The organism is Streptomyces sp. CY-1 (assembly GCF_047218265.1).
GTDB lineage: Bacteria > Actinomycetota > Actinomycetes > Streptomycetales > Streptomycetaceae > Streptomyces > Streptomyces niphimycinicus.
The window spans coordinates 3539743-3564811 of the sequence record NZ_CP178393.1 but is presented as its reverse complement, the minus strand read 5'-3'; the positions used below and the strand labels follow the sequence as shown (position 1 = coordinate 3564811).

The 25069-nt window shown below is 71.2% G+C and carries 21 protein-coding genes; 12 read left to right on the top strand and 9 right to left on the bottom strand.

All coding sequences use genetic code 11. From position 1 onward, the window contains the following. Nucleotides 1-55: 55 nt before the first annotated feature. The gene (map, locus tag ACK1X7_RS15395) at nt 56-913 is read right to left on the bottom strand and encodes a type I methionyl aminopeptidase (RefSeq protein WP_385138565.1); all 858 of its coding nucleotides are present in this window, start codon (nt 911-913) and stop codon (nt 56-58) included. An 88-nt stretch (nt 914-1001) separates the two neighbouring features. Here map and ACK1X7_RS15390 point away from each other — a divergent pair, with 88 nt between their 5' ends. After that, complete coding sequence (locus tag ACK1X7_RS15390) at nt 1002-1226, top strand: hypothetical protein (protein WP_385138563.1); 225 nt, start codon at nt 1002-1004, stop codon at nt 1224-1226. A 256-nt stretch (nt 1227-1482) separates the two neighbouring features. Here ACK1X7_RS15390 and ACK1X7_RS15385 read toward each other — a convergent pair whose 3' ends face one another. Further along, nucleotides 1483-2796 (bottom strand): MFS transporter, encoded by a 1314-nt coding sequence (locus tag ACK1X7_RS15385; RefSeq protein WP_385138607.1) that lies wholly within the window; start codon nt 2794-2796, stop codon nt 1483-1485. 233 nt (nt 2797-3029) lie between these two features. Then, nucleotides 3030-4013, bottom strand: a complete 984-nt coding sequence (locus tag ACK1X7_RS15380) for a LacI family DNA-binding transcriptional regulator (protein ID WP_385138560.1) — start codon at nt 4011-4013, stop codon at nt 3030-3032. 143 nt (nt 4014-4156) lie between these two features. On the opposite strand from ACK1X7_RS15380, the gene ACK1X7_RS15375 reads away from it, so the two are divergent. Next, on the top strand, nt 4157-5743 hold the full coding sequence (locus tag ACK1X7_RS15375) for a flavin monoamine oxidase family protein (RefSeq protein ID WP_413115192.1): 1587 nt from the start codon (nt 4157-4159) through the stop codon (nt 5741-5743). 290 nt (nt 5744-6033) lie between these two features. Here ACK1X7_RS15375 and ACK1X7_RS15370 read toward each other — a convergent pair whose 3' ends face one another. Beyond that, nucleotides 6034-6642 (bottom strand): hypothetical protein, encoded by a 609-nt coding sequence (locus tag ACK1X7_RS15370; RefSeq protein ID WP_385138554.1) that lies wholly within the window; start codon nt 6640-6642, stop codon nt 6034-6036. A gap of 261 nt (nt 6643-6903) precedes the next feature. Between ACK1X7_RS15370 and ACK1X7_RS15365 the strand changes: the two genes are divergently transcribed. Then, entirely contained in the window at nt 6904-8031 is a 1128-nt protein-coding gene (locus tag ACK1X7_RS15365) for a sialidase family protein (RefSeq protein WP_390795430.1), read from the top strand. A 30-nt stretch (nt 8032-8061) separates the two neighbouring features. On the opposite strand, the gene ACK1X7_RS15360 is transcribed toward ACK1X7_RS15365, so the two are convergent. Beyond that, a complete protein-coding gene (locus ACK1X7_RS15360; protein WP_385138548.1) occupies nt 8062-9261 on the bottom strand; it encodes an RNA-guided endonuclease InsQ/TnpB family protein in 1200 nt (399 codons plus the stop codon). A 209-nt stretch (nt 9262-9470) separates the two neighbouring features. Between ACK1X7_RS15360 and ACK1X7_RS15355 the strand changes: the two genes are divergently transcribed. From ACK1X7_RS15355 to ACK1X7_RS15335, 5 genes are all read left to right on the top strand, one after another. Next, nucleotides 9471-10814 (top strand): ABC transporter substrate-binding protein, encoded by a 1344-nt coding sequence (locus ACK1X7_RS15355; protein ID WP_413116876.1) that lies wholly within the window; start codon nt 9471-9473, stop codon nt 10812-10814. Beyond that, nucleotides 10811-11752, top strand: coding sequence for a carbohydrate ABC transporter permease (locus ACK1X7_RS15350; protein ID WP_413115191.1), 942 nt, complete (start codon nt 10811-10813; stop codon nt 11750-11752). Before ACK1X7_RS15355 ends, ACK1X7_RS15350 begins: the two co-directional genes overlap by 4 nt. Further along, complete coding sequence (locus ACK1X7_RS15345) at nt 11749-12732, top strand: carbohydrate ABC transporter permease (protein WP_398159364.1); 984 nt, start codon at nt 11749-11751, stop codon at nt 12730-12732. Before ACK1X7_RS15350 ends, ACK1X7_RS15345 begins: the two co-directional genes overlap by 4 nt. A 47-nt stretch (nt 12733-12779) precedes the next feature. Next, nucleotides 12780-13517, top strand: a complete 738-nt coding sequence (npdG, locus tag ACK1X7_RS15340) for an NADPH-dependent F420 reductase (protein WP_385138539.1) — start codon at nt 12780-12782, stop codon at nt 13515-13517. 103 nt (nt 13518-13620) lie between these two features. After that, the gene (locus ACK1X7_RS15335; RefSeq protein ID WP_385138536.1) at nt 13621-13821 is read left to right on the top strand and encodes a hypothetical protein; all 201 of its coding nucleotides are present in this window, start codon (nt 13621-13623) and stop codon (nt 13819-13821) included. Nucleotides 13822-13837: 16 nt separating this feature from the next. On the opposite strand, the gene ACK1X7_RS15330 is transcribed toward ACK1X7_RS15335, so the two are convergent. Further along, the gene (locus tag ACK1X7_RS15330; protein ID WP_390795428.1) at nt 13838-14632 is read right to left on the bottom strand and encodes a site-2 protease family protein; all 795 of its coding nucleotides are present in this window, start codon (nt 14630-14632) and stop codon (nt 13838-13840) included. Nucleotides 14633-14852: 220 nt separating this feature from the next. Here ACK1X7_RS15330 and ACK1X7_RS15325 point away from each other — a divergent pair, with 220 nt between their 5' ends. Continuing rightward, the gene (locus ACK1X7_RS15325; RefSeq protein WP_413115190.1) at nt 14853-18287 is read left to right on the top strand and encodes an ATP-binding protein; all 3435 of its coding nucleotides are present in this window, start codon (nt 14853-14855) and stop codon (nt 18285-18287) included. A gap of 162 nt (nt 18288-18449) precedes the next feature. Here ACK1X7_RS15325 and ACK1X7_RS15320 read toward each other — a convergent pair whose 3' ends face one another. The 3 genes from ACK1X7_RS15320 to panB all read right to left on the bottom strand — a co-directional run bounded on the left by ACK1X7_RS15320 (nt 18450) and on the right by panB (nt 21240). After that, nucleotides 18450-19274: an ABC transporter permease gene (locus ACK1X7_RS15320; protein WP_385138528.1), complete on the bottom strand. Its 825-nt coding sequence runs from the start codon at nt 19272-19274 to the stop codon at nt 18450-18452. Beyond that, nucleotides 19271-20281 (bottom strand): ATP-binding cassette domain-containing protein, encoded by a 1011-nt coding sequence (locus tag ACK1X7_RS15315; protein ID WP_385138525.1) that lies wholly within the window; start codon nt 20279-20281, stop codon nt 19271-19273. The genes ACK1X7_RS15320 and ACK1X7_RS15315 overlap by 4 nt, the downstream gene beginning before the upstream one ends. Before the next feature lie 98 nt (nt 20282-20379). Beyond that, entirely contained in the window at nt 20380-21240 is an 861-nt protein-coding gene (gene panB, locus ACK1X7_RS15310) for a 3-methyl-2-oxobutanoate hydroxymethyltransferase (RefSeq protein ID WP_385138522.1), read from the bottom strand. A 221-nt stretch (nt 21241-21461) separates the two neighbouring features. On the opposite strand from panB, the gene ACK1X7_RS15305 reads away from it, so the two are divergent. From ACK1X7_RS15305 to ACK1X7_RS15295, 3 genes are all read left to right on the top strand, one after another. Continuing rightward, nucleotides 21462-23087 (top strand): MFS transporter, encoded by a 1626-nt coding sequence (locus tag ACK1X7_RS15305; RefSeq protein ID WP_385138519.1) that lies wholly within the window; start codon nt 21462-21464, stop codon nt 23085-23087. Beyond that, the gene (locus tag ACK1X7_RS15300; protein WP_385138517.1) at nt 23084-23692 is read left to right on the top strand and encodes a TetR/AcrR family transcriptional regulator; all 609 of its coding nucleotides are present in this window, start codon (nt 23084-23086) and stop codon (nt 23690-23692) included. Before ACK1X7_RS15305 ends, ACK1X7_RS15300 begins: the two co-directional genes overlap by 4 nt. A 173-nt stretch (nt 23693-23865) precedes the next feature. Continuing rightward, nucleotides 23866-24891 (top strand): endonuclease/exonuclease/phosphatase family protein, encoded by a 1026-nt coding sequence (locus ACK1X7_RS15295; protein WP_385138514.1) that lies wholly within the window; start codon nt 23866-23868, stop codon nt 24889-24891. The last annotated feature ends 178 nt before the right edge of the window (nt 24892-25069 follow it).

Below are 25069 nucleotides of genomic sequence, written 5' to 3'. Positions count from 1 at the left end.
CGGCCGCCGAAGAACCGGCCCCCGGCACAAAGACATTCGTGGACCGGCCCGGCCGCTACGGCAGGGTGAGGATCTCCGCCCCGGTCTCCGTCACCACCAGTGTGTGCTCGAACTGCGCCGTCCGCTTGCGGTCCTTGGTGACCACGGTCCAGCCGTCCTCCCACAAGTCGTACTCATAGCTGCCGAGCGTCAGCATCGGCTCGATGGTGAAGGTCATCCCCGGCTTGATCTCGGTGGTGTGGTGCGGGCTGTCGTAGTGCGGCACGATCAGGCCGGAGTGGAACGAGGTGTTGATCCCGTGGCCGGTGAAGTCGCGGACCACGCCGTAGCCGAAGCGCTTGGCGTACGACTCGATGACCCGGCCGATGATGTTGATCCGGCGGCCCGGCTTGACGGCCTTGATCGCGCGGTTGAGGGACTCCCGGGTGCGCTCGACGAGCAGCCGCGACTCCTCGTCCACCTCACCGCACAGATAGGTGGCGTTGTTGTCCCCGTGCACCCCGCCGATGAAGGCGGTGACGTCGAGGTTCACGATGTCGCCGTCCTGGAGGACGGTGGTGTCCGGGATGCCGTGGCAGATGACCTCGTTGACCGAGCTGCACAGCGACTTGGGGAACCCGCGGTAGCCCAGCGTCGAGGGGTACGCGCCGTGGTCGCACATGTACTCATGGGCCACCCGGTCCAGCTCGTCCGTGGTGACCCCCGGCGCGATCAGCTTGGCGGCCTCCTCCATCGCCCGTGCGGCGATACGCCCCGCGATCCGCATGCGCTCGATCGTCTCGGCGTCCTGGACCTCGGGCCCGTCATAAGGCGTCGGGCCCGCCTTGCCGACGTACTCCGGGCGCGGGATCGAGGCGGGGACGGGGCGGGTGGGGGAGAGCGTCCCCGGGACTAGAAGCGACTGGCCAGACATATCAGCGAGTGTATCGGCGGCGCATGGGGCAGCATGGCCGCAAGGGCCCTTCGGGCCAGTGGGGAACGAGCGGAGGCCGGAGGCCGGGATGGCGCTGTTCAAGAGGGGAACCGCCGGCAAGCCCGGTGAGTGGTACTACTGCATCCGGCACCAGAAGGTCGAGGAGGGCCCGGAGTGCCGCGCCGCCGACCGCCTCGGGCCTTACGGCTCCCGCCAGGAGGCCGCCCGCGCGATGGAGACCGCGCGCGAGCGCAACGAGGAGTGGCAGAACGACCCCCGCTGGCGGGACGACGAGCCCCCGGCGGCGCGCTGAGGCGCACTGGGTGGGGTGAGCTTCCCCGGGTCCTCGGGCCCCTGCCGGGGCGCGGAGCTTCCCCGGGTGCGGGACGCCGGGGGATCAGCGGCCCGGCCCCCAGTGCCGTGCCCCCAGCGCTGGGCCGCCCACTGCCTCGGCCCGTACGCCCCCGGAGGAGGACGCCCGCGCGATGGAGACCGCGCGCGGGCGCGAGCCACCGGCGGCGGGCTGAGGCTTCCCGGGTGCCGGGCGCACGGCGCACGGCGCACGGCGATCAGCCGGTGGCGGGGCGGGGTTCGCGCGCCTCGCGCGCTCGGCGGGCGTGTTCGTCCGTCCGGGCGTCGTAGCTCATCAGCCGGGGCAGCGCCAGCGCCAGCAGGCCGACCGAGGCCACGCAGGCCAGCCCGCCGGACCACACCGAGGCCCGTACGCCGGTGAACCCTGCCATGGTTCCGGCCCGGACCTGGCCCAGTTGGGGGCCGGTCGCGTAGGAGAGCAGCTCGATACCGGCCAGCCGGCCGCGCAGCTTCTCGGGAATCGTCTGGTTCCACAGTGTCGAGCGGAACAGCCCGCTGACCATGTCCCCGCCGCCCGCCACCGCCAGGCACAGCAGTACCAGCCAGACATTGGACAGCCACCCCGCGGCGGCCATCGCCAGCCCCCAGACCGCCGCGCCCGCGACCACCATCCGGCCATGGCGGTGGATCCGGGCGGTCCAGCCGCTGGTCAGGCTCACCGCCACCGAACCGGCCGACCCCGCCGCGTACATCAGGCCGAGCGCCCAGGGGGCGTCCAGATCGTCGGCGAGGAAGGGGAAGATCGCGTTCGGGAAGGCGAAGAACATGGCGGCCATGTCCACCGCGTAGGTGCCCAGCAGCTCCTTGCGCCGCCATGCGTAGCGCGCGCCCTCGCCGATCGCGCGCAGCGACGGCGGCTCGGCGTCGTGCGCGGGCGGTGCGGAGGCCAGCCGGAGGGCCATGAGCCCGGAGACCAGGAAGGTCAGCAGATCGAGGCCGTAGGCGAGCGGCAGCCCGGCGTACGCCACGACGACCCCGGCGAGCGAGGGCCCCACGATGGCGGACAGTTGCCAGCGCAGCGCGTTGAGCGCGGCGGCCGCGGTGAGCTGGTCGTGCGGGACGATCCGGGCCACCACCGCGTCGATGGCGGGGCGCTGTAGCCCGGTCAGCGCACTGGCCAGCGCGGCCACGACATACAGCGGCCACAGCATGGGATCCGGCAGCAGGCTGTTGACCAGCAGCAGCGCGGCGAGCAGCCCGAGCCCGGCCTCGGTGAGCAGGATAAGCCGCCGCCGGTCGACCGCGTCGGCCAGCGCGCCGCCGTACAGCCCGAAGACGATCAGGGGCACCAGCTCGACCGCCCCGATCGCGCCGACCGCGGCGGCGGACCCCGTCAACTCCTTGATCTGGAGCGGCAGCGCCACCATCGTCAGAAAGCTGCCGAAGGCGGTCACCAGCCCCGCGGTCCACAGCAGCCGGAAGTCGCGGGAGGAGTGCCAGGGCCCGAGATCGGGCAACAGCGCGCGGGCCCGCGGCGCGCGGCGCGCCGGAGGGTCGTCCTGGTCGGTCACGGTCACGAGGCGACATCGTCCGGCCGGTCCCCCGCGCCGGGCAACCGAATTACGGCCCGGGGGACGCCGTCACCGGTGGGCCGGGGGGCGCCGTCAGGAACGTGCCGGGGGCGGAGGGGCACGGACCCCGCCGAACGGGGCCGGCATGGCACCGTGGCGCAGGACGTCGAGGTCGTCGCTGCTGTCCGCGCCTGCGGCCATGCCGGTCAGCGGCTTCGTGACGGTGGCGGATGTCAGGGCTCGCGGGCTCGGGTGGACGACGCGCGCGGCGTCAGACGGGTGGGGGCCATGGTCGGAACCGGGACGTGCCCCGGTGTCTCGATGAGGTCGACCAGTGCGGTGACCGCGGCCGGCATCGACGTGTCGGGAGCGAGCGACAGAGTGCTGACCGGAGGGTCGCAGAGGGCGTACGAAGGATCCTCACTCGCGCAGACGACGAGCAGGTCCTCGGGGATGCTCAGGCCGGTACGAGCCGCGCTCGCCAGGACGTGGCGGCCGCAGTGGTCGTAGATCCCGAAGACGGCGTCGGGACGGTCGGGGGAGGCGAGGACGCTGTCGAAGAGCGCGTCGGGGTCCCGTGGGTGGGTGTTCTGTATGACGTGCGGTAAGTGGCCATGGTGGCGGCACCAGTTGATGTAGGCGTCGATGCAGGCGCGCGTGTAGTGGTCCTCTCCTGGTCCGGCGAGGAGTGCGACGCGGCGAGCGCCCTGGGCGGCCAGGTGGTCGAGCACACGACGGGTCGCGGCCGCGTGGTCATTGTCCACCCACGCTTCACCGGGCCTCGGGTCGACGGGGCGGCCGTCGAAGGCGAGTGGGATGCCGCGGGCCCGGAGCATGTCCGCGATCGGGTCATCGGCGGGGCTGTCCACCAGGACGACGCCTGCGACGTGCAGTGCCGACCACAGGTCCTGGTCTGCGGCGGAGGGGAGTGTGATGAGCGCGTAGCCGCGGCTGTGGGCGGCGGCCGTGGCCGCGACGATCGACTGGGAGAAGTACGGGACTTCGGCGAAATTCCAGTCCGTGCGCCCATACGTTGTGACGGCGAGGCCGAGAACGCGCGGTGCGGGAGAGCCTCCGTAGCCGAGCGCCGAGGCCAGTGCGCGGACGCGGGCGCGGGTACTCGGGGTCATACGGCCGGTGCCCTTGAGGGCGTGCGAGACCGTGGCCGTCGAGACCTCGGCCGCTTTCGCCACATCGGCCAGGATTACCCGGGACATGGGCCACAGGCTACGATAACCGTCGATTTGACGGGTGGATTCCTGCGAATTTCGTCGTGGGCCAGGGCTGGCAGTCAACGGATTAACCAAGCAGGGTGCGCACTGGGCCTGGAGCCCCTTCCCCCACCTCTCAGGAGATCCCCGTGCCTTCTGGCAGTACCCCTTGGATGCGAGCCCTGCGCGCGCCGGGTGACGCGACTCGGCAGACCACGGCCGAGGATGCCGGAACGCCCCGGCGTACGATCCTGCGCGGCTCGCTCGCCACCGCGGGCCTGTTCGCCGCCGGCGTCCAGGCGGGGCAGCCGGCCTCGGCGGTCGACCACCGGACGGATTCCTCGCCCGTGGCAGCGGAGCGTTCCACACCGCATGACGCGCGCGTGGTCGTCGTCGGCGCCGGACTCGCCGGGCTCACTGCCGCGTACCGGTTGGCCCGCCGAGGCGTCCACGTCCAGGTTTTCGAGGCGCGAGACGACCGGGTAGGCGGTCGTTGCTGGACCGCGAGGGGTTTCTCGAGCGACCAGATCGCCGAGCACGGAGGTGAGCGCATCGACACGCGCCACACCCATATCCGCAAGCTTGCGGGCGAACTCGGTCTGGAACTGGAGGAGGAGAACCCGGACCGCCGGCACGGCAAGCGGGGAATCACCTTTCTCCAGGGCGCTGTGCGGGACGACACCGCGATCTACAAGGACCTGGACCTGGTCCTGGCGCGGCTGCGGGCCGACGCGAAGCGCATCGGCAGCTACTTCGCCGATCGGGCCTCCCGCGCCGCCCGCGACTTCGACCAGCTCTCCGTACGCGACTGGCTTCAGGCCAACGTACCCGGTGGCATGAGTTCGTTGCTCGGTTCCAGCATCGCCTGCGGAGTCAGCACCTTCTTCGGCAACGACGCGGCCGATCTGAGCGCGATCAATCTCATCGAGCAGAACGCCGGAGTTGATGACGGCACAGCGGATGAGAAGTACCACGTCAAGGGCGGCAACGACCTGATTCCAGGCGGACTGGCCGCCAGACTGCCCAAGCTGGCCCTGCACTTCGACGCCCCGTTGCTCGCTGTGCGCCGCACGGGCGACACCTACCGGCTGCGCTTCGGCGGCATCCGCGGGGAGGTGATCGCCGACCGCGTCGTCTTCGCACTGCCGTTCACCACACTGCGCCGTGTCGACCTCGACGACTCGGGGCTCAGCGCTCGCAAGCGCGAAGTCATCGACAACCACGGTATGGGCACGGATGCCAAGCTCATGCTTCAGTTCGACCGGCAGTTCTACCAGTTCGACGACTTCAGCGGGCGCATCAAAGCCGACAACCCGCAGATGTCCACCTGGGATACTTCGTCCTATCAGACCGGGGCAGAGGGGTTGCTCACCCTCTTCGTCGGTGGCTGGAGCGGCTCCTCTTTCCCCACCGCGAAACCGCATGGCGAGCCGTCCGCCGCGGTCACCGGCTCGGCACTCGGTCACCTCGAGGCACTCGTACCCGGCCTGAAGGATGCGTACAACGGCCATGGCTGGCTGGACTCCTGGGTTGACGACCCCTGGGCACGTGGTTCGTACGCCTCCTATCGGCCGGGCCAGTACACCAAGTACTGGGGCTGGACCGGCCGCCCCGAGGGCCGGCTGCACTTCGCGGGCGAACACACCAGCACGCATAGTCAGGGGTATCTCAACGGGGCCGTGGAGAGCGGCGAGAGAGTGGCCCGCGAGGTGCTCACCGCACTCGGAGGTTCGTGAGCAGCGCACTCGTCGCCGCCGCCGCGTCCCTCGCACAGTGAGTAATCCCGATCCTGGCCATGCTCAACGGCGCCGAGGACGTGCGTCCGCCCTGATCTCGGCGCGGTGGCACCCGGCAAGCGCGCCGGCCTGATCGTGCTGACCGCCGATCCCACCGAGGACGACGCTGCTGAACCGCGTCCTTTCGGAAGAGGCGTGGCCGCCGCCGCGTCGTGATCGTGAACGAGTTCGGCGGGCACCGAACTGGCACGCCGCGGATGGGGCCCGTGCTCCGGCCCGCGCGGGGGCCGTCACCAGTGGGTCGGCGGCGGTGCCGCCAAGTGCTCGGCCAGTCTGGCCAGTCGGTCCTGGAAGCGGTGGCGGCGGCCGGGGCGGGGCAGGCTGTTTTCTCCGGCGGCCGCGCTGACCAGGTGCTGGAGGGTGTCCAGGTCGAGTTCGCCGCCCTCGGGGGCGGACAGCGCGTCATGGGCCAGGGCGTGCAGCCCGGTGTCGCCGCCGTCGAGGGCGAGCACCGTCGCGCCGCCCCGGCGGGCGTCGTTCACCCGCTCCAGCAGCCCGGCCCCGGGCTCGCCCGGCGCGACCACCAGCAGGGTCTCACCGCGGCCCGCCCGCTCCAGCCGGCCAAGACCGACCGCCAGATGCGCGGGCACGGCGGCGCCCTGCGGCACCCGGTGGCGGACGAGGGTGGGGGACAGCTCGGGCAGTCCGGACCAGGCCGCCTCGTCGTCGAGATGGGCGGCCAGATGCCACGGTTCGTATCTCTCGCTGCCGACCAGCAGCAGTCCGCCCTCGCGCGGTCCGACCGAGGCCCGTAGCGAGCCCGCGAAGCGGCGGGTGGCCTGGAGCCATTCGGTTCCGGCGAGGACCTCGCGCAGCAGTGCAACCCTTACGGCGTCCATGGCATCCGCATCCTGCCGCGCCCCGCGGCCCCGCGGGCGCGATTCGGGCCCGGCTCACTCGTTCGGGGCATATGCGGCAGGCATGCCGCCGACCGGGTCCGTATCCGTCGTTCGCGGGTGCTCCTGCGGCGTCTCCAACTGTTCATGCGCCGTCTCTTGACGCTCTGTAGGGCAAACCCTAAGGTCGCCGCACACAAGGGACGTCCTACGTCCCATTTTTCTGACTCGGCACTCGATTGCGACGGGGCATCGGGAGGTCTGATGACAGTCGGCACGGGGGCGGCACGCTCGTACGAGGTGTCCGTTCCGTTCCGGGCGGGCACCGAGGGCTATGCGAGCTACCGGATCCCGGCAGTGGTGCTGACCCACGCCGGAACGCTCCTCGCCTTCGCCGAGGGCCGGGCGGACTCCTCCGCCGACCACGGCCGCATCGACCTCGTGCTCAAGCGGTCCGCCGACGGCGGCCGGACCTGGGGCGCGTTACAGCTCGTCGCCCGCAACGGCGATGGCACGGCGGGCAATCCGGCCCCCGTCGTCCTCGACGGCGGCCCCCATGACGGCCGCGTCCTGCTGGTGCACATCCGCAGCGCCGCCTCCGCCACCGAGGACCGGATCCGGCGCGGCGAGGTGAGCGCGGCCGACGGGCGGCGGGTGTGGCTGACGTACAGCGATGACGACGGCGCGAGCTGGAGCGAGGCCCGCGAGATCACCGCGAGCACCAAGCGGCCCGAATGGCGGTGGTACGCCACCACCCCCGGCCACGCCCTCAGGCTGCGGTACGGCGCCCACGCGGGCCGGATCGTCGTCGCGGCCAACCACTCCCTGCCCCCGACCGTCCCCGGCGACGACGGCACCGAGGGGCGGTACAACGGCGGGCACGATCTGCTCAGCGACGACCACGGCGCCACCTGGCGGATCGGGTACGTGGACGACAACCCGGACGGCTACGTCAACGTCAACGAGACCACCGCCGCCCAACTCCCCGACGGCCGCGTCTACTTCAACACCCGCACCGACGCGACCGCGCCCGGCACCCGCGCCGACGCCCACTCCGGCGACGGGGGCGCCACCCTGGACCTGCCCTTCCGGCCGCAGGCCGGTCTGGTGGCCCCCGTGGTCGAGGGCAGTGTGCTGCATCTCGGAGAGCCGGACGCGCTGCTCTTCTCCGGCCCCGCCGACCCCGCGTACCGGGCCCTGATGACCGTCCGCACCAGCCATGACGGCGGTGTCACCTGGCGGCCCACGCACACCGTGAACGGCCTGCCCGCCGCCTACTCCGATCTGGTCCGACTCGACGACGCCACGGTCGGACTGCTCTACGAGACCGGCGACTTCAGCGCCTACTCGACCATCACATTCCGGCGCATTCCGACGGAGGAGCTGGTTTGACTTCCTCCCCCTCGTGAACGAGAGGGATTCCTACGGCTCGCGCCGTAGGGCTTCCTGTTTCATCACCGACTGCCCCGTCCGGGAGGACTCCCGTTGAGGTCTTACACCGGCTCCACAGGCCGACACCGCCAGTCCGGCGGCCAGAAGGTTCTGCGCCGCGTTCACGTCCCGGTCGTGGGTCGTGCCGCAGGCGCATGTCCAGGTGCGGACGCTGAGCGGCATCTTCCCCCGCAGCGTGCCGCATGCGGAGCACAGCTTGGAGGAGGGGAACCAGCGGTCGACCGCGATCACTTCACGGCCGTACCAGGCGGCCTTGTACTCCAGCATGCTCCGGAACTCCGACCATGCCGCATCCGAGATCGCCCGGGACAGCTTGCCGTTGCTGAGCATGTTCCGGACGGTGAGGTCCTCGATCACGAGCGTTTGGTTTTCACGCACGAGTCGAGTGGTGAGCTTGTGCAGATGGTCACGGCGACGGTCGGCGATGCGGGCGTAGACCCTGGCGACCTTGCGGCGTGCCTTGGCCCGGTTGGCGCCGTCGCCCCTGGCCTTGCGGGCGAGGTCGCGCTGGGCGCGGGCGAGGCGGGCGCGGTCGCGCCGCTCGTGCCTCGGGTTGGCGATCTTCTCGCCCGTGGACAGGGTGAGCAGGTGGTCGAGCCCGGCGTCGATACCGACCGCCGAGCCGCTGGCGGGAAGCGGCCGGAGGACGGGGTCCTCGACGAGGAGGGAGACGAACCAGCGCCCGGCCGCGTCCTGGGAGACGGTCACCGTGGACGGGAGGGCGCCTTCCGGCAGGGGACGCGACCAGACGATGTCCAGCGACTGGTCCATCTTCGCCAGCGTCAGCTTCCCCTCCCGGAACCGGAACGCGCTGGAGGTGTACTCGGCGGACTTGCCGGACTTCTTGCGCGACTTCAACCGCGGGTACTTCGACCGCTTGGCGAAGAACGCGGTGAACGCCGCCTGGAGGTGCCGCAGGGCCTGCTGGAGCGGAACCGAGGACACATCGTTGAGGAAGGCCAGTTCCCCGGTCTTCTTCCACGCCGTCAACATGGCCGACGTCGCGTTGTAGTTGATCCGCTCCTGACGCAACGTCCACGCCTCAGTACGGGCCGCGAGCGCCATGTTGTAGACCTTCCGCACGCATCCGAACGTACGCGACAGCTCCGCTGCCTGCGCATCGGTCGGATAGAAGCGGTACCGATACGCCCGCTTCACGTGAGTGGCCATGGCTCACAAACTAGCACATCAGCTAGTGACTGCCTGACGGATTGTCAGTGGCGGACGCCGCATCGCCCCAGCGGCGATTCGGCTCCCCCTGCCCTGCTCCGCAGGAGCCCGATCCCTCCCCCGCCTGAAAGCGGGGGTTTCCTCGGAGGTTCCCGATGAACGACACCCCGACCGGTACGAGCGACACTCCGACACGACGGGACACGCGGATGGCCCGACGGAACACCTGGCCGTCCGGCGCGCCGCGCCGCGCCGTCCTCGGCGGTGCGGCCGCCGCGGCGGCCGGGTTCGCGCTCACGGGCTGCGGCTCGGACGACGACGGGGGCGGGGAACCCAAGGGCCGTAAGAAGGGCGAGAAGATCACCCTGACCTTCTGGTCCTGGGTGCCGGGCATCGACAAGCCCGTCGCCCTGTGGAACAGCAAGAACCCCGAGGTGCGGGTCAAGGTCGAGAAGGTCTCGGCCGTCGACGGCGCCCAGTACGCCAAGATGCACGCCGCCATCAAGGCGGGCAATCCGCCGGACCTCGGCCAGATCGAATACCCGGTCGTACCCAGCTTCCTGGTCGACAACGGGCTGCTGGATCTGACCAAGTACGGGGTCGCCGAGCACAAGGACATGTTCATCGGCTGGCAGTGGCAGCAGTCCGTGTTCGGCAAGGCCGTCTACGCCGTACCGCAGGCGTCCGGTCCGATGGGCCTGTTCATCCGTCAGGACCTGTTCGACAAATGGGACATAGAGCCGCCCACCACCTGGGACGAGTACGAGACGGCGGCCGCGGCGATCCGTAAGAAGGGCGCCTGGATCGAGACCTTCTCGGCCACCAACGGCAACCGCTTCGCGGGGCTGGCGTGGCAGGCCGGGGCGCGCTGGTTCGGCACCGAGGGCGACACCTGGACCGTCTCCATCGACGACGAGCCCACCCGTAAGGTCGCCGACTACTGGTACGAGCTGGCCCGGCGCAAGCTCATCAAGACCATTCCGGACCGGCAGAACGCCTGGTACAAGGATGTCCAGACCGGCTCCATCGCCTCCTGGCTCGGCGCCAGTTGGGGCGACGCCCTGCTGGTCGGCAACGCCCCCAAGACCGCCGGCAAGTGGCGCGTGGTGCCCATGCCGCAGTGGAAGAAGGGCGACGCCTCCTACGCCAACTGGGGCGGCTCCACCACCGCGGTCTTCGCCAGGACCAAGTACCCCAAGGACGCGCTGGCCTTCGCGATCTGGCTCAACACCGACCCCGAGTCGATCAAGCTCCTGATCGAGAACGGCTATGGCACCCCGGGCGCCAAGCAGGGGTACACCACCTCCCAGCTCGATGTGCACAAGGACTTCTTCGGCGGCCAGGCGTACAGCAAGGTCTTCGACGAGGCGAGCAAGGGCGTGGACACGAGCTGGAAGTGGGGCCCCGCCACGGACACCCTCTACCAGCGGCTCGGCGACGCCTTCACCGCCGCCATCGGCGACGGGTCCGACTTCCGCTCCGTGCTGAAGAAGGTGCAGGGCGAGACGATCACCGACCTCAAGGAAAAGGGCCTCAAGGTGAAGGCCGGGTGAGGCGGGTGAGCAAGGCCCCCCGCCGCCTCACCCGGACCGAGGCACGCAGTGCCCGGGCGGCGTCCGGGTTTCTGCTGCCCTTCCTCGCGCTCTTCCTGCTGTGCTTCATCGCCCCCATCGGCTACGCCCTCTACGAGAGCCTGCTGAAGGTCGAGCGCACCGGGCCGCTCGGCCTCGGCGGGGAGACCAAGCAGGTGTGGGCGGGCCTGTCCAACTACGCCCACGCCCTGGAGGACGACCGGTTCACGGCGGGCTTCGGCCGGGTGCTGCTCTTCGGCGCCGTCCAGATCCCGTTGATGATCGCCTTCGCCACCGCGCTCGCGCTGCTGCTGGACGCGGCCTCCGCGCGCTGGGTCGGCTTCTTCCGGACCGCCTTCTTCCTGCCGTACGGCGTGCCCGGTGTGATCGCGTCGATCCTGTGGGGCTTCCTCTACGTCCCCGGGATCAGCCCGCTGGTCGAGATGGCCGATTCGATGGGCTGGCAGGTGGACTTCCTGGGCCGCGGGGCGGTCCTGTGGTCCATCGCCAACATCGTCACCTGGCAGTTCACCGGCTACAACATGCTGGTGCTGATCGCCCAGCTCAAGGCCGTACCCGGAGAGCTGTACGAGGCGGCGCGGATCGACGGGGCCAATGCCTGGCAGGTCGCCCGGCACATCAAACTCCCCCTGATCCGGCCCGCGCTCGTGCTCACCACCGTCTTCAGCCTCATCGGCACCCTTCAGCTCTTCGCCGAACCCAAGGTGCTCAAACCGCTGAGCAACTCCATCGACTCCGGCTACACCCCCAATCTGGCCGCCTACAACGAGGCGTTCACCAGCAACAATCAGCACATCGCGGCGGCCGAGGCGGTTCTGCTCGCCCTCATCGCCTGCGTGCTGTCCTTCGGATTCCTAAGACTCGTGGGCCGGCGGGGGAAGGACGGCGACAACGGATGAACGAGGCGAACGACCTGGCGGGCGCGGTCGCGAGCGAGCCCCCGGAGGAGGCCGCACCCGGGAAGGGGCGGCCCGAGGCGGTCCCGCCCGCTGACCGGCCCGGGGCGGGCCGCCGCGCGGCGAGGCGCCGGGAGGGGACGGAACCCCCCTTGCGGCACCGGATCATCACCGTCTCGCTGCTCACCGTCGCCGCCATCTACTTCCTGACCCCCGTCTACTGGCTCGTCGTCTCCTCCACCAAGTCCAGCAGCGATCTCTTCGGCACCTTCGGCTTCTGGTTCCACGACCCGCACCCGCTCGACTATCTGCACCGGGTGCTCACCTACGACGACGGCATCTACGTCCGGTGGTTCGCCAACAGCCTGATGTACGCGGGCGTCGGCGCGCTCGCCGCCACCCTGCTGGCTGCCGCCGCCGGCTACGCCCTGGCCAAGTTCCGCTTCCCCGGCCGGGAGGGCATCTTCAACGTCATCCTGGCCGGAGTGCTGATCCCGGGCACGGCGCTCGCCCTCCCGCTCTATCTCCTCTTCAGCGAGATCGGCCTGGCCAACACCTACTGGGCCGTGCTGATCCCCAGCGTCGTCAGCCCCTTCGGGGTCTATCTGTGCCGGATCTACGCGGCCGCCGCCGTCCCGGACTCCCTCCTGGAGGCGGCGCGGATCGACGGGGCGGGGGAGGCCCGGATCTTCTCCACGCTGGGGCTGCGGCTGATGACCCCGGCGCTGGTCACCGTCTTCCTGTTCCAGTTCGTGCACATCTGGAACAACTTCTTTCTGCCGCTGGTCATGCTCTCCGACTCCGATCTCTACCCGATCCAGCTCGGCCTGACGTCCTGGCAGGGGTACGCGGACCGGCAGCCGGAGCTGTACCAGTACACGGTCGGCGGGGCGTTCCTGTCCGTCCTGCCGCTGATGGTGCTGATGGGAGTACTCCAGCGGTACTGGCGCACAGGGCTGACGGAGGGGAGTGTCAAAGCGTAAGGGACGTCACCATGAAGGTGGCCGCGGTGCGTGACAGGATCACTGTCATGACTACTCCTGATGCCTCGAACTCCGCGTCCGACGCCCCCGCGAAGAAGGCCCCGGCCAAGGACCCCTGGGACCTTCCCGATGTGTCCGGCCTGACCGTCGGCGTCCTGGGCGGCACCGGTGACCAGGGCCGCGGCCTCGCCTACCGGCTGGCCAGGGCCGGCCAGAAGGTGATCATCGGCTCGCGCGCCGCCGAGCGCGCGCAGACCGCGGCGCGGGAGCTGGGCGGCGCGGAGCTCGGCATCGAGGGCGCGGACAACGCCGAGTGCTCGCGCCGCAGCGACATCGTCATCGTCGCGGTCCCGTGGGACGGCCATGCCAAGACGCTGGACTCCCTGCGCGAGGAGCTGAGCGGCAAGCTGGTCGTCGACTGCGTCAACCCGCTGGGCTTCGACAAGAAGGGCGCGTACGCCCTGAAGCCGGAGGAGGGCAGCGCCGCCGAGCAGGCCGCAGCCCTGCTGCCGGACTCCCGGGTCACCGCGGCCTTCCACCACCTGTCGGCCGTACTGCTCCAGGACCCCGAGGTCGAGCAGATCGACACCGATGTGATGGTGCTGGGCGAGTCGCGTGCCGACACCGACCTGGTCCAGGCGCTCGCGGCCCGCATCCCGGGCATGCGCGGCGTCTTCGCGGGCCGGCTGCGCAACGCCCACCAGGTGGAGTCCCTGGTGGCCAATCTGATCTCGGTCAACCGCCGCTACAAGGCCCATGCGGGCCTGCGCGTCACCGACGTCTGAGGGCGCCGCCGCCCGGGCGGCACATCCGGGGCGCCCCGCCCCCGCGGCGGTGCATGGGGGACAATGTCGGGGAGTGCCACATCCCCCGACAGGAGCCGACCCCATGCCCCGCCTCGCCCTTTGCACCCTGGCCGTCTGCGTCCTCGCGATCGCCGCGGCCGTCGTGTCCTTCGCGCGGGGGAGCTGGCTCGGGATCATCTGGATCCTGATCGCCGGTATCTCGTCCAATATGGCCTGGTACTACGTCCGCAAGGCCCGGGCCGACCGCGCGGCCGAGCGGGAGACCACGGGCGCCACGGGCTGAGGCCCCGGGCAGGGTCTTAGCCGAGGCGGGGGATATCGGGCTCACCCTGCCAGAAGCGGAAGAATTCCTGTCCCCAGTAGGTGTCCCATTCCGATACGCCCAGGGCTCGCATCACCGCGTCGATGGCGCCGAAGAACGCCTCGTTGACCTCGGGTATCCACAGGATTCCGAAGACCGCGAGCAGCCCGAACGGCGCGTACGGCTCGACCTGGCGCCGGATGCGGTACGACAGCCACGGCTCGATCACCCCGTACCCGTCCAGCCCCGGCACCGGCAGGAAGTTCAGGATCGCCGCCGTGACCTGGAGCAACGCCAGGAAGGCGAGGGCGAAGCGGAAGAGCTCCGGCACCCGGTCCGTGGCGTCGAGCCAGAACGGGGCGGTCAGCGCGGCCGCGAACAGCACATTCGTCAGCGGGCCCGCGGCCGAGATCAGACTGTGCTTCCAGCGGCCCTGGATCCGGTGCCGCTCGATGAACACCGCCCCGCCCGGCAGCCCGATCCCGCCCATGATCACGAAGACCACGGGCAGCACGATGCTCAGCGCCACATGCGTGTACTTCAGCGGGTTGAGGGTCAGATAGCCCTTCGCGCCGATCGACAGATCCCCGCCGTGCAGCGCGGTGCGCGCATGGGCGTACTCATGCAGGCACAGCGAGACGATCCAGCCGGAGACGACGAACAGGAAGACGGCGAAACCGGGGCTCGCCGAGTACTCCGTCCACACCGCCCACGCGGACACGACCATGATCGCGAACAGTCCGAGGAAGACGGGGCTGATGCGCCGCTCGCGGCGGCTGATGGCGGTGGTCATCGAGTGGGGTCTCCATACGGGCTGGTGAGCGCTGAGGGGAAAACGTCGCACAGGGGGCGCGGAGTTCCGGGCCAGGGTAAACGGGAGAACCGCCGGGCCAGCGAAAACGGGGGAACGGCCGGGCTCCGGGGAACGGGAGAATGGCCGGGCCGGGATGACCGGGAGAACGGCCGGGGCGGGCGCGGTCGGCCGGGAGACCGGCATCCCTCAGAATGGGGCAGTGCGCTACGGCATCCTCGGCACCACCCAGGCCCGCCACGACGACGGCACCCCCGTGGACGTCGGCGGGGCGCGGCTGCGTGCGCTGCTGGCGGCGCTCGCGCTGGCGCCCGGGCGGGCGCGGACCACCGGGGCGCTCATCGGTGAGATCTGGGTCACCGATCCGCCCGTCGACGGGCACGGCGCGCTGCAAGCGCTGGTCGGGCGGCTGCGGCGGGCGCTCGGCAAGGACGCCGTGGAGTCCGTTCCCGGCGGGTACCGGCTGAGCGCCGACCCCGACGACGTCGATCTGCACCGCTTCGAACGGCTCGCGGAGGAGGGCGGCCACGCCCTCGCCGACGGCGATCCCGCCAAGGCCGTCGATCTGCTCGACGCCGCCCTCGCGCTATGGCGCGGGCCCGCGCTCAGCGATCTGCCCGACGCCACCGCGCCCGCCGCCCGCGCCGAGGCACGACGGCTGGACGCGCGGCGCGCCCGGCTCGCCGCCGACCTCGCCCTCGGCCGCCCCGCCCAGGCCCTCCCCGCGCTCACCGGGCTCTGCGAAGGCCACCCGCTGGACGAGCCGCTGCACGCGCTGCGCATCCGGGCGCTGCGGGACGTGGGCCGGGTGGCGGAGGCGCTGGCCGCGTACGAGGTGATCCGTACGGAGATCGCCGAGCGGCTGGGCGCGGATCCGGGGCCGGAGCTGCGGGGGCTGTACGCCGAGCTGCTGGCGGCGGCCGACGAGGGCTCTCCCGTACCGCCCGGCCCGGTTCCGCCGCGCCCCGCCCCTGCCCCCGCCCGTGGCGGCGGTGGCAATCTGCGGGCCCGGCTGACCAGCTTCGTCGGCCGCGAGACCGATCTGGCGACCCTGCGCGGCGATCTGTCCGGCCACCGGCTGATCACCCTCCTCGGGCCCGGTGGCGCCGGGAAGACGCGGCTGTCCCAGGAGGCCGCCGAATCGTCCGCGCCCGACTGGCCGGACGGGGTGTGGCTGGCCGAGCTGGCGCCCGTCGACGACCCCGAGACCGTTCCGGAGACGGTGCTCAGCGCGGTCGGGGGGCGCGAGACGGTCCTGCTCGGCACCTCGCCCGAAGGGCTGCGGGTCGCGACCGACCCGGCCGTGCGCGATCCGCGCGCCCGGCTCATCGAGCACTGCGCCCCGCGCCGGATGCTGATCGTGCTCGACAACTGCGAACACCTCGTCGCGGCCGCGGCCCACCTCGCCGAGTCCCTGCTCGCCCAGTGCCCCGGGGTCACCATCCTGGCCACCAGCCGCGAACCCCTCGCCGTCCCGGGAGAGTTGGTGCGCCCCGTGGAGCCGCTGCCCGACCCCGTCGCGCTGCGGCTGCTCCAGGACCGGGGCGCGGCGGCCCGGCCCGGTTTCCGCACCGAGGACGATCCGGCCGCGTGCGCCGAGATCTGCCGGCGCCTCGACGGACTGCCGCTGGCGATCGAGCTGGCCGCCGCCCGGCTGCGGCTGCTCACCCCACGACAGCTCGCCGACCGCCTCGACGACCGCTTCCGCCTCCTGACCAGCGGCAGCCGTACGGCGCTGCCCCGCCAGCAGACCCTGCGAGCCGTCGTCGACTGGTCCTGGGACCTGCTCGACGCCCCCGAACGCACCGTGCTCGCCCGGTTGTCCGTCTTCGCCGGCGGCTGCGGTCTGACCGAGGCGGAGTCGGTGTGCGCGGACGCGGCCGAGGCGGTGCGGGCAGACCCCGAAGAAGACACAGCAGACACAGCAGACACAGCAGACACAGCAGACACAGAAGACGCTGAACACGAACACCGCACCGGGGCCGTGGAGCCCCGCGATGTGGCCGCGCTGCTCGGTTCCCTTGTCGATAAATCGCTGGTCGTCACCGCGCCCGGACCGGAGCCCGGAGCGGACGGGGAGATGCGGTACCGGCTGCTGGAGACCGTCGCCGAGTACGCGGCCGAGCGGCTGGACGAGTCCGGCGAGCGGGCCGCGGTCGAACAGCGCCATCTGGTCGCCTACCGGGAGCTGGCCCGCACCGCCGATCCGCTGCTGCGCGGCCCCGCACAGCGCCACTGGCTGGTACGGCTGGAGACGGAGCACGAGAATCTGCGCACCGCGCTGCGCCGGGCCGTGGCCGCCCGCGACGAGCAGGAGGCACTGTGCCTGGTGCTCTCGCTCGGCTGGTTCTGGCATCTGCGCGGCCACCGCGGCGACGCACGCCAGTGGGCGACCATCGCGGCCGGGCTCGGGCCGAGCCCCTTCGCACCGCCCGTGCCCCCCGCGGCGCCGCTGTACGTGAGCTGCACGGCCGACCCGCCGCCGATGGCGCCCGAGCTGCTGGTGGAGGCGCGGCGGGGAGTGCGGCTGTACGCGCTGGCCAACATCGACGGCGACCTCCAGGCCATGGTGGGCGACGACACCCAGCGCGAACTGGAGGGCATCGTCTCCGCCTACCGGCCGGGGCTGCCCCAGAACTGCCGTCTCCCGGGCATCCTGTGGTTCTTCGCGGTGTTCCTCAAGGGCGATTACGCCCTGCTGCGGGAGATGGCCGACGAGGCGGTGCGCACTTGCCGGGAGCTGGGCTACGCATGGGAGCTGGCGTTCACCCTCCAACTGCGGGCCAAGGTCTACCGGGAGCGGAGCGGCGAGCACCGGAGCGCGACCCGCGACGCCGACGAAAGCCTGGAGATCTTCCGCAGGCTCGGTGACGTATGGGGCGAGGCGGAGGCGCTGGCCGGCCGCGGCGAGACCTGGGAGAAGCGCGGCGAGGGCGAGGCGGCGGCCGCGGACTACCGCGCGGCGATCCGCTGCGCCCAGGAGCTGGGCGCCCACGATCAGGTGCTGCTTCTGCGGTCCCGGCTGGCCGGGCTGTTCGTGGAGTTCGGGGACGAGGAGAAGGCCGCCGAGGGCGAGCGGATGCTGCGCGAGGTGGTCGAGCAGGGGCAGCACGCGGGCGCCGAGGCGCTGTCGTACGCCCGGATCCATCTGGCGCAGCGCTACGGCACCACGGGCCGCTTCGCGGAGGCGCGGACCCTTCTGGTCACCTCGCACGGGGAGTTCGAGAACCGGGCGCTGCGGATGTTCGAGGGCATGGTGGAGGGGATGCTGGCCTGGCTGGACCTGCTGGAGGGACGGCCGGGCGACGCCCTCGCGACCGTGCGCGGTGCGCTGGCGAAGACCACCGGCCGGATGACGGAGATGGTCGCGCCGTTCATCCCGGTGACCCACCTGCTGACCGCCGCCGAGGCGCTGACCGGCCTCGACGGGGCGGAGCGGGCCGCGGCCGCGGCGCGGCTGCTGGGGGCGTACGACGTGCTGCGCAGGCCCCAGCAGTACTGGATGTCGGGCGGCGAGATGGCACGCCGGGAGCGGACCGAGGCCGCGGCTCGGGCCGAGCTCGGGGACGCGGTGTACGAGCGGGTCCACGCCGAGGGCGGCGGCCTCACCCTGGACGAGGCCGTCGCGCTGGTCTGAGCGGCCCGATGAGCAGGCCCGGTGAGCAGGCCGGGGGAGCACGGGGAGCGGGCCGGGGAAGCACGGGGAGCGACGACACGGCGACCGGCCGGGCGCCCCCCCCCGTAGGGCGCGCCCGGCCGGTGGATCGAGACCGCGGACCGTCAGGTGGTCCGTGGACCGTCAGGTGGTCTTGTTGCGGAACTTGCGCACCGCGAGCGGCGCCACGAGCACCGTGATGGCCACCGTCCAGATCAAGGTCACCATCACCGGTTCGGCCACCGCGCCATCGCCGCTGGTCAGCGCCCGTGCGGCGTCCGCGAGCCGGGACAGCGGGTTGTACTCGGTGAAGGACCGCAGCCAGTCCGGCATGGTGGCGGTCGGAGCGAAGATGGACGAGCCGAACTGAAGGGGCATCATCACCAGGAAGCCCATGCCGCTGACCGCCTGCGGGGTGGGCAGCGACATGCCCAGCAGCATGAATATCCAGGTCAGCGAGGATCCGAAGAGCACGGCCAGGGCCACCGCGGCCAACAGCTCCAGCGGCCCGGTCTTGAGCTCGAAGCCCATGATGAAGCCCATGATCAGCAGGACCACGGTGGACAGCAGCATCCGGCCGCACTCCACGACCAGCTTGGCGATCAGCACCGAGGAGCGGGCGATCGGCAGGGTGCGGAAGCGGTCCATGACGCCCTTGTTGAAGTCGTCATTGACGCCGCTGCCGATCGACATCGCGATGTTGAGCCCGCCCATCGCCATCAGACCGGGAATGAAGTAGTTCACGTACTCGGAGCGGTTGCCGCCCGTCATGGCGCCGCCGAAGACATAGGTGAACAGCAGCGCGAAGACGATCGGCATCGCCAGGGCGTCGAACATCGCGAACGGTTCGTACCTGATCTGCATGGCGTTGCGCCGCACCAGCGCGCCGATGTGGCGCAGATTGGCGCGGAGGCCGATCCGGCCGTCGCTCTTTCCCGGTACGGGCGCGGTCATCGTGGCCGTACTCACGCGGCGACCTCTTCCAGCGTCTTGTTGTCCTGCGGTGCGGACGCCTTCCGGCCGGTGATGGCCAGGAAGACCTCGTCCAGGCTGGGCATATGGGTGTCGATCCCGGCGATCGCGAAACCGCGCTCACTGAGCAGACCGATCAGGGCGGTGAGCTGCTCGTCGCTGGCGATGGGCACCGCGACCTGGCCCTCCTCCACATCGGCGGTCGCGCCGCCGATGCCGTCGAGACCCGACTGGGTGATGGCGCCGACCATGCGGTGCACCTCGCCGGGGTCGGACGGGCGGATCTTCAGGGTGCGGCCGCCGACCTTGGCCTTGAGCTCGTGCACCCGGCCTTCGGCGATGACCCTGCCCCGGTCGACCACCGTCAGGTTGTCGGCGAGCTGCTCGGCCTCCTCCATGTACTGGGTGGTCAGCAGCACGGTGGCCCCCTCGGCGACCATCCGCCTGACCTCGTCCCACACCTCGTTACGGGAGTGCGGGTCCAGGCCGGTCGTCGGCTCGTCCAGATAGAGCACCGAGGGCCGGCCGATCATGGACGCGGCCAGGTCGAGCCGGCGGCGCATACCGCCGGAGTAGGTGCGCACGCGCCGCTTGCCGGCCTCGGTGAGCGAGAACCGCTCGAGCAGGGTGTCCGCCCGCGCCCGGGCCTCCTTGCGGGAGAGATCGAGCAGCCGCCCGATCATGAAGAGGTTCTCCCAGCCGGGAAGCTTCTCGTCGACCGAGGCGTACTGCCCGGTCAGCCCGATGATGCGGCGCAACTGCCGGGGCTGGCGCACCACGTCGTACCCGGCCACCATCGCGGTGCCGGCGTCCGGCACCAGCAGGGTGGACAGACAGCGGACAAGTGTCGTCTTACCGGCGCCATTGGGGCCCAGCACACCCAGGACGGTGCCCTCCGGCACGTCCAGATCCACTCCGTCGACGGCCTTGGTGTCACCGAAGTGCTTGACCAGCCCCCGTACTTCGACGGCGTTGCCGTCCCTGATCCTCTGTTCCCGCGTCATGGGCCCAGGATGACAGCCGTCACCGACAGACCGCCGACAAGCGGCAGACAGCCCGCCGACGGGGGAAGATCGGCGGGCTGTCGTTGTACCGCAGTGGCCTAGTGGAAGGAGTGCTCCTCGGCCGGGTAGGCCCCGCCGACGACGTCCTCCGCGAAGGCCCGCGCCGCATCGCCCAGCCCCTGGCGCAACTGTGCGTACTGCTTGACGAAGCGCGGCACCCGGCCGTCCGTCATGCCCGCCATGTCCGTCCACACCAGGACCTGGGCGTCACACTCGGACCCGGCGCCGATGCCGACGGTGGGGATGTGCAGCGAGCGGGTCACCTCGGCGGCCAGCTCGGCCGGGACCAGCTCCAGGACGACCGCGAAGGCGCCCGCGTCCTGCACCGCCTTGGCGTCCCGCAGCAACTGCTGGGCCGCCTCCTCGCCGCGCCCCTGGACCGGGTAGCCGCCGTAGGCGTTGACGGACTGCGGGGTCAGCCCCACATGCGCCATGACCGGGATGCCGGACTGGACCAGCAGCTCGATCTGCTGGGCCGAGCGCTCCCCGCCCTCCAGCTTCACGGCACCCACGCCCGCCTCCTTGACCAGGCGGGTGGCGTTGCGCAGCGCCTGCACCGGGCCCTCCTGGTACGAGCCGAAGGGCAGATCGCCGACGACGAGGGCGCGCCGGGTGCCGCGCACCACGGCGGCGGAGAGCAGCGCGATCTCGTCCATGGTGACGGGGACGGTGGACTCATAGCCCAGGTGGCAGTTGCCCATCGAGTCGCCGACCAGCAGCACCGGGATGCCCGCCTGGTCGAAGACGGACGCGGTCATCGCGTCGTAGGCGGTGAGCATCGGCCACTTCTCGGCGCGCTCCTTGGCGGCCGCGATGTCACGGACGGTGATGCGGCGGGAGCTGGTGCCCCCGTAGAGGGCCTTCTCGGACTGCTTGTGCGCAGGACTGACGTGCGTCATCGCTACGGCTCCTGTTCATCATCTCGAGGCGCCCTGACGGCGTCCCCGGACCAACCCCATGCTGGCACGGCTCCTGCCGGGGCGAAAGTGGGCCCGGATCCCCCGGGCGGTGGCCTTGACCACCTTTTCGCGGGGCCCGTTCCGGGCCGTCGGCCAAAAGCCTCGCAAAGATCTTCCAATACGATACGGTCTCGTATCGTAAGTCGCTTAGCCTGGGCGGCATGGCCTCTCCATCCAGCACCCAGGGCGCCCCGGACGGGTCCGGCGTCCCCGAGGCGATCTACCGCAGACGCTGGGCGATCCTCGTCGTCCTGATGTTCAGCGTCCTGGTCGTCGTCCTCGACAACTCGATACTCAACGTGGCGATGAAGACGATCGCCTCGCCGAAGCCCACCGGACTCGGGGCCACCCAGAGCCAGCTCGAATGGGCGATCAACTCCTACACGCTGGTCTTCGCCGGGCTGCTGTTCACCGCGGGCATCCTCGGCGACCGGATCGGCCGTAAGAAGGTCCTGCTCGGCGGGATGGTGGTGTTCGGCGCGGGCTCGGTGCTCGCCGCCTTCTCCGGTTCGCCCGGTGAACTCATCGGCTTCCGCGCGCTCATGGGGCTTGGCGCCGCCTTTGTGATGCCCGCGACCCTCGCCATCCTGGTCAATGTCTTCGAACGCGAGGAACAGGCCAAGGCGATCGGCATCTGGGTCGCCGCGGTGGGGCTGGCCATCGCCATCGGCCCGATCACCGGCGGACTGCTGCTGGAGCACTTCTGGTGGGGCTCGGTCTTCTTCGTCAATGTGCCGATCGTGATCGTCGGACTGATCGCGATGGTGGTGCTCGTCCCCGACTCCAGGGACCCGGCGCCCGGCCGGGTCGACCCGCCGGGCGTGCTGCTGTCCGTCGTCGGGCTCGTGCTGCTGGTCTACGGCATCATCAAGGGCGGCCAGCTCGCCGACTTCACCGACGCCCAGGTGCTGGGCTCCATCGGCGCCGGGCTCGCCGTCCTGGTGCTGTTCGTACTGCACGAGAAGCGCAGCCACCACCCGGCCATCGACATCGGCTACTTTCGCAACCCGGCCTTCTCCGCCGCCATCGCCGCCGTCGCCCTGGTCTTCTTCGCCCTCATGGGCGTGACCTTCTTCATGGTCTTCTACACCCAGAGCGTGCGCGGCTACAGCGCGCTGGAATCCGGGCTGCTGATCCTGCCGCTCGCCGTCGCGCAGTTGATCTTCGCCCCGCGCGCCCGGCTGGTCGTCGAGCGGTTCGGCGCCCGTGCGGTGTGCACCGGCGGCATGCTGCTGGTGGCCGCCACCATGTCGGGTTTCCTGCTGCTGGGCGTGGACACCCCGATCGTCGTGCTGGAGCTGCTGTTCTTCGCCCAGGGCGCCGGAATGGCGCATATCATGCCGCCGGTGACCACCGCGATCATGCAGGCGCTGCCGCGCCAGAAGGCCGGCTCCGGCTCGGCGCTCAACAACACCTTCCGGCAGGTCGGCGGCGCGCTCGGGGTCGCCGTGCTCGGCTCGGTGCTCTCCTCCACCTACCGCGAGGGCATCCGGGACACCCTGGCCGCCGTGCCCGGACTGCCCGACTCCGTACAGCACTCGGCGGGCGAGTCCGTCGAGGCCACCCTGGCGGTCGCCGAGAAGCTGGGGCCCAGGGGCCAGGAGCTGGTGGGCCCCGCGCAGGACGCCTTCGTCCACGCCATGCATGTCACCGCCCTCGGCTCGGCGGGCGTCGCCCTCTTCGGCGCGCTGGTCGTGCTGGCCTTCCTGCCCGGCAAGGGCGCCTCCGGCCAGGCCCCCGGCGGCGGGCGGCCGCACCCGCGGAAGGAGGCGTCGGCCGACCGATGACCGCACCGGAGAGCTCCGCGCCCAGACTCCGCGGCCGGCCCCGCAGCCCCGCCACCGACGCCGCGATCATCGAGGCCGCGCTGCGGCTGCTGGAGGAGGGCGCCTCGGTCGGCGGGCTGTCGATCGAGGGGATCGCCCGCGAGGCGGGCGTCGGCAAGGCCACCGTGTACCGCCGCTGGCCCGGCAAGGACGCGCTGATGCTCGATGTGCTGCGCTCCCTGGAGGAGCCCAGCCCCGAGCCGGCCGGGCTCTCGGTGCGCGACGACCTCGTCACCGTCCTGGAGTTCATGCGCCGCCGCGGGCTCGCCAAGCGCCACTCCGCCCTGCTGCGCAGCGTCATCACCCAGATGCACGCGCACAAGGAGCTGTGGCGGGCCTACGACGAGAACGTCATCGCGGCCCGCCGCGCGACCCTGCGCGCCGTGCTGCGGCGGGGGCGGGAGAGCGGTGAGATCCGCGCCGATGTGGATCTGGAGCTGCTCGCCGACCTCTTCACCGGCCCGATGCTGGCCCGCGCCATGCTCCACGAGTGGAAGGAACTCCCCGACGGGCTGGCCGAGCGGATCGTCGACACGGTCCTGGAGGGGGTCTCCCCACGCCGCTGAGCGGTTTGTGCCTGTTGTGTCACAACACCCCCTCCCGGGCCGGGATGTGGAACTCACGACCGCCGACCCTACGTCCTCGGACGGGAGAGGCCCCCGGGGGCGTCCGGAAAAGCCCTGGTCATCACCTAGGGTCGTAGCCAAGGCGCGGCAGTTGAGGCAGTGAGGGACGACGAATGACGCAGGCGTACACACAGGAGACACGACAGCTCGGGGACGCGCCCGGGCGATCGGGCTCCCGGATCGGCCGCCTGTTCCACCGGCTCCGGGACGATCGCGGCATCTGGCGGCGCGGACTGGTACTGGCGGCGATCGCGATCCTGCTCGCGCTGGTCATGATCTTCCACGCCGAGATCCCCAACCGGGTCGGCAACCTCGGCTCCCTGCTGGAGACCTTCCTGCCGTGGCTGGGCCTGGCCCTTCCGGTGCTGCTGGTGCTCGGCCTGGTGCGGCGGTCGGCGAGCGCCGTGCTCGCGCTGGTGCTGCCCGTCGCCGTCTGGCTGAACCTCTTCGGCGGGGCGATGTTCTCCGACAAGTCCGGCAGCGGCGGCGAGCTGACCGTCGTCACCCACAACGTCAACGCGGAGAACGCCGACCCGACGGGCACCGCCGAGGACGTGGCCGGATCGGGCGCCGATGTGGTGGCGCTGGAGGAGCTGACGGGCGATGCCGTGCCCACGTACGAGCGGGCCCTGGCGGGCACTTACCGCTACCACACCGTGCAGGGCACGGTGGGGCTGTGGAGCAAGTACCCGCTGTCCGGCACCAAGCCGGTGGACATCAAGCTCGGCTGGACCCGGGCGCTGCGCACCACCGTGGCCACACCGCACGGCGAGGTCGGTGTCTATGTGGCCCATCTGCCCTCGGTGCGGGTGAAGTTCAACGCGGGCTTCACCGCCGGGCAGCGCGACGCCAGCGCCGAGGTGCTGGGCCAGGCCATCTCCCGGGAGCCGCTCCGCAAGGTGATCCTGCTCGGCGATCTGAACGGCACCATGAACGACCGGGCGCTCGCCCCCGTCACCGCGCAGATGCGGTCCGCCCAGGGCGCGGCGGGCGACGGCTTCGGCTTTAGCTGGCCCGCCTCGTTCCCGATGGCGCGGATCGACCAGATCATGGTGCGGGGGATGGATCCGGTCGCGGCGTGGGCGCTGCCCAAGACCGGCAGCGATCATCTGCCGCTGGCGGCGTCGTTCGACTTCTGAACCCCGGCGGATGGACCCGGGTGGATGGACCCGGGCGGATGGACCCGGGTGGATGGACCCGGGTGGATGGACCCGGGCGGGGGAGCCCCCGCCTGGTGAACCTTGGCGGGTGACTCAGCTCACGGTCCGTCCGGCGAGATCTTACGTCCTGTTCATCTTGGGGATCTCCTCGGGAACA

Bases quoted from the DNA above. Each gene is read 5' to 3' on its own strand.
- map (WP_385138565.1), bottom strand. From the start codon at position 913: ATGTCTGGCCAGTCGCTTCTAGTCCCGGGGACGCTCTCCCCCACCCGC.
- ACK1X7_RS15390 (WP_385138563.1), top strand. From the start codon at position 1,002: ATGGCGCTGTTCAAGAGGGGAACCGCCGGCAAGCCCGGTGAGTGGTAC.
- ACK1X7_RS15380 (WP_385138560.1), bottom strand. From the start codon at position 4,013: ATGTCCCGGGTAATCCTGGCCGATGTGGCGAAAGCGGCCGAGGTCTCG.
- ACK1X7_RS15370 (WP_385138554.1), bottom strand. From the start codon at position 6,642: ATGGACGCCGTAAGGGTTGCACTGCTGCGCGAGGTCCTCGCCGGAACC.
- ACK1X7_RS15365 (WP_390795430.1), top strand. From the start codon at position 6,904: ATGACAGTCGGCACGGGGGCGGCACGCTCGTACGAGGTGTCCGTTCCG.
- ACK1X7_RS15360 (WP_385138548.1), bottom strand. From the start codon at position 9,261: ATGGCCACTCACGTGAAGCGGGCGTATCGGTACCGCTTCTATCCGACC.
- ACK1X7_RS15355 (WP_413116876.1), top strand. From the start codon at position 9,471: ATGGCCCGACGGAACACCTGGCCGTCCGGCGCGCCGCGCCGCGCCGTC.
- ACK1X7_RS15345 (WP_398159364.1), top strand. From the start codon at position 11,749: ATGAACGAGGCGAACGACCTGGCGGGCGCGGTCGCGAGCGAGCCCCCG.
- npdG (WP_385138539.1), top strand. From the start codon at position 12,780: ATGACTACTCCTGATGCCTCGAACTCCGCGTCCGACGCCCCCGCGAAG.
- ACK1X7_RS15335 (WP_385138536.1), top strand. From the start codon at position 13,621: ATGCCCCGCCTCGCCCTTTGCACCCTGGCCGTCTGCGTCCTCGCGATC.
- ACK1X7_RS15330 (WP_390795428.1), bottom strand. From the start codon at position 14,632: ATGACCACCGCCATCAGCCGCCGCGAGCGGCGCATCAGCCCCGTCTTC.
- ACK1X7_RS15315 (WP_385138525.1), bottom strand. From the start codon at position 20,281: ATGACGCGGGAACAGAGGATCAGGGACGGCAACGCCGTCGAAGTACGG.
- panB (WP_385138522.1), bottom strand. From the start codon at position 21,240: ATGACGCACGTCAGTCCTGCGCACAAGCAGTCCGAGAAGGCCCTCTAC.
- ACK1X7_RS15305 (WP_385138519.1), top strand. From the start codon at position 21,462: ATGGCCTCTCCATCCAGCACCCAGGGCGCCCCGGACGGGTCCGGCGTC.
- ACK1X7_RS15300 (WP_385138517.1), top strand. From the start codon at position 23,084: ATGACCGCACCGGAGAGCTCCGCGCCCAGACTCCGCGGCCGGCCCCGC.
- ACK1X7_RS15295 (WP_385138514.1), top strand. From the start codon at position 23,866: ATGACGCAGGCGTACACACAGGAGACACGACAGCTCGGGGACGCGCCC.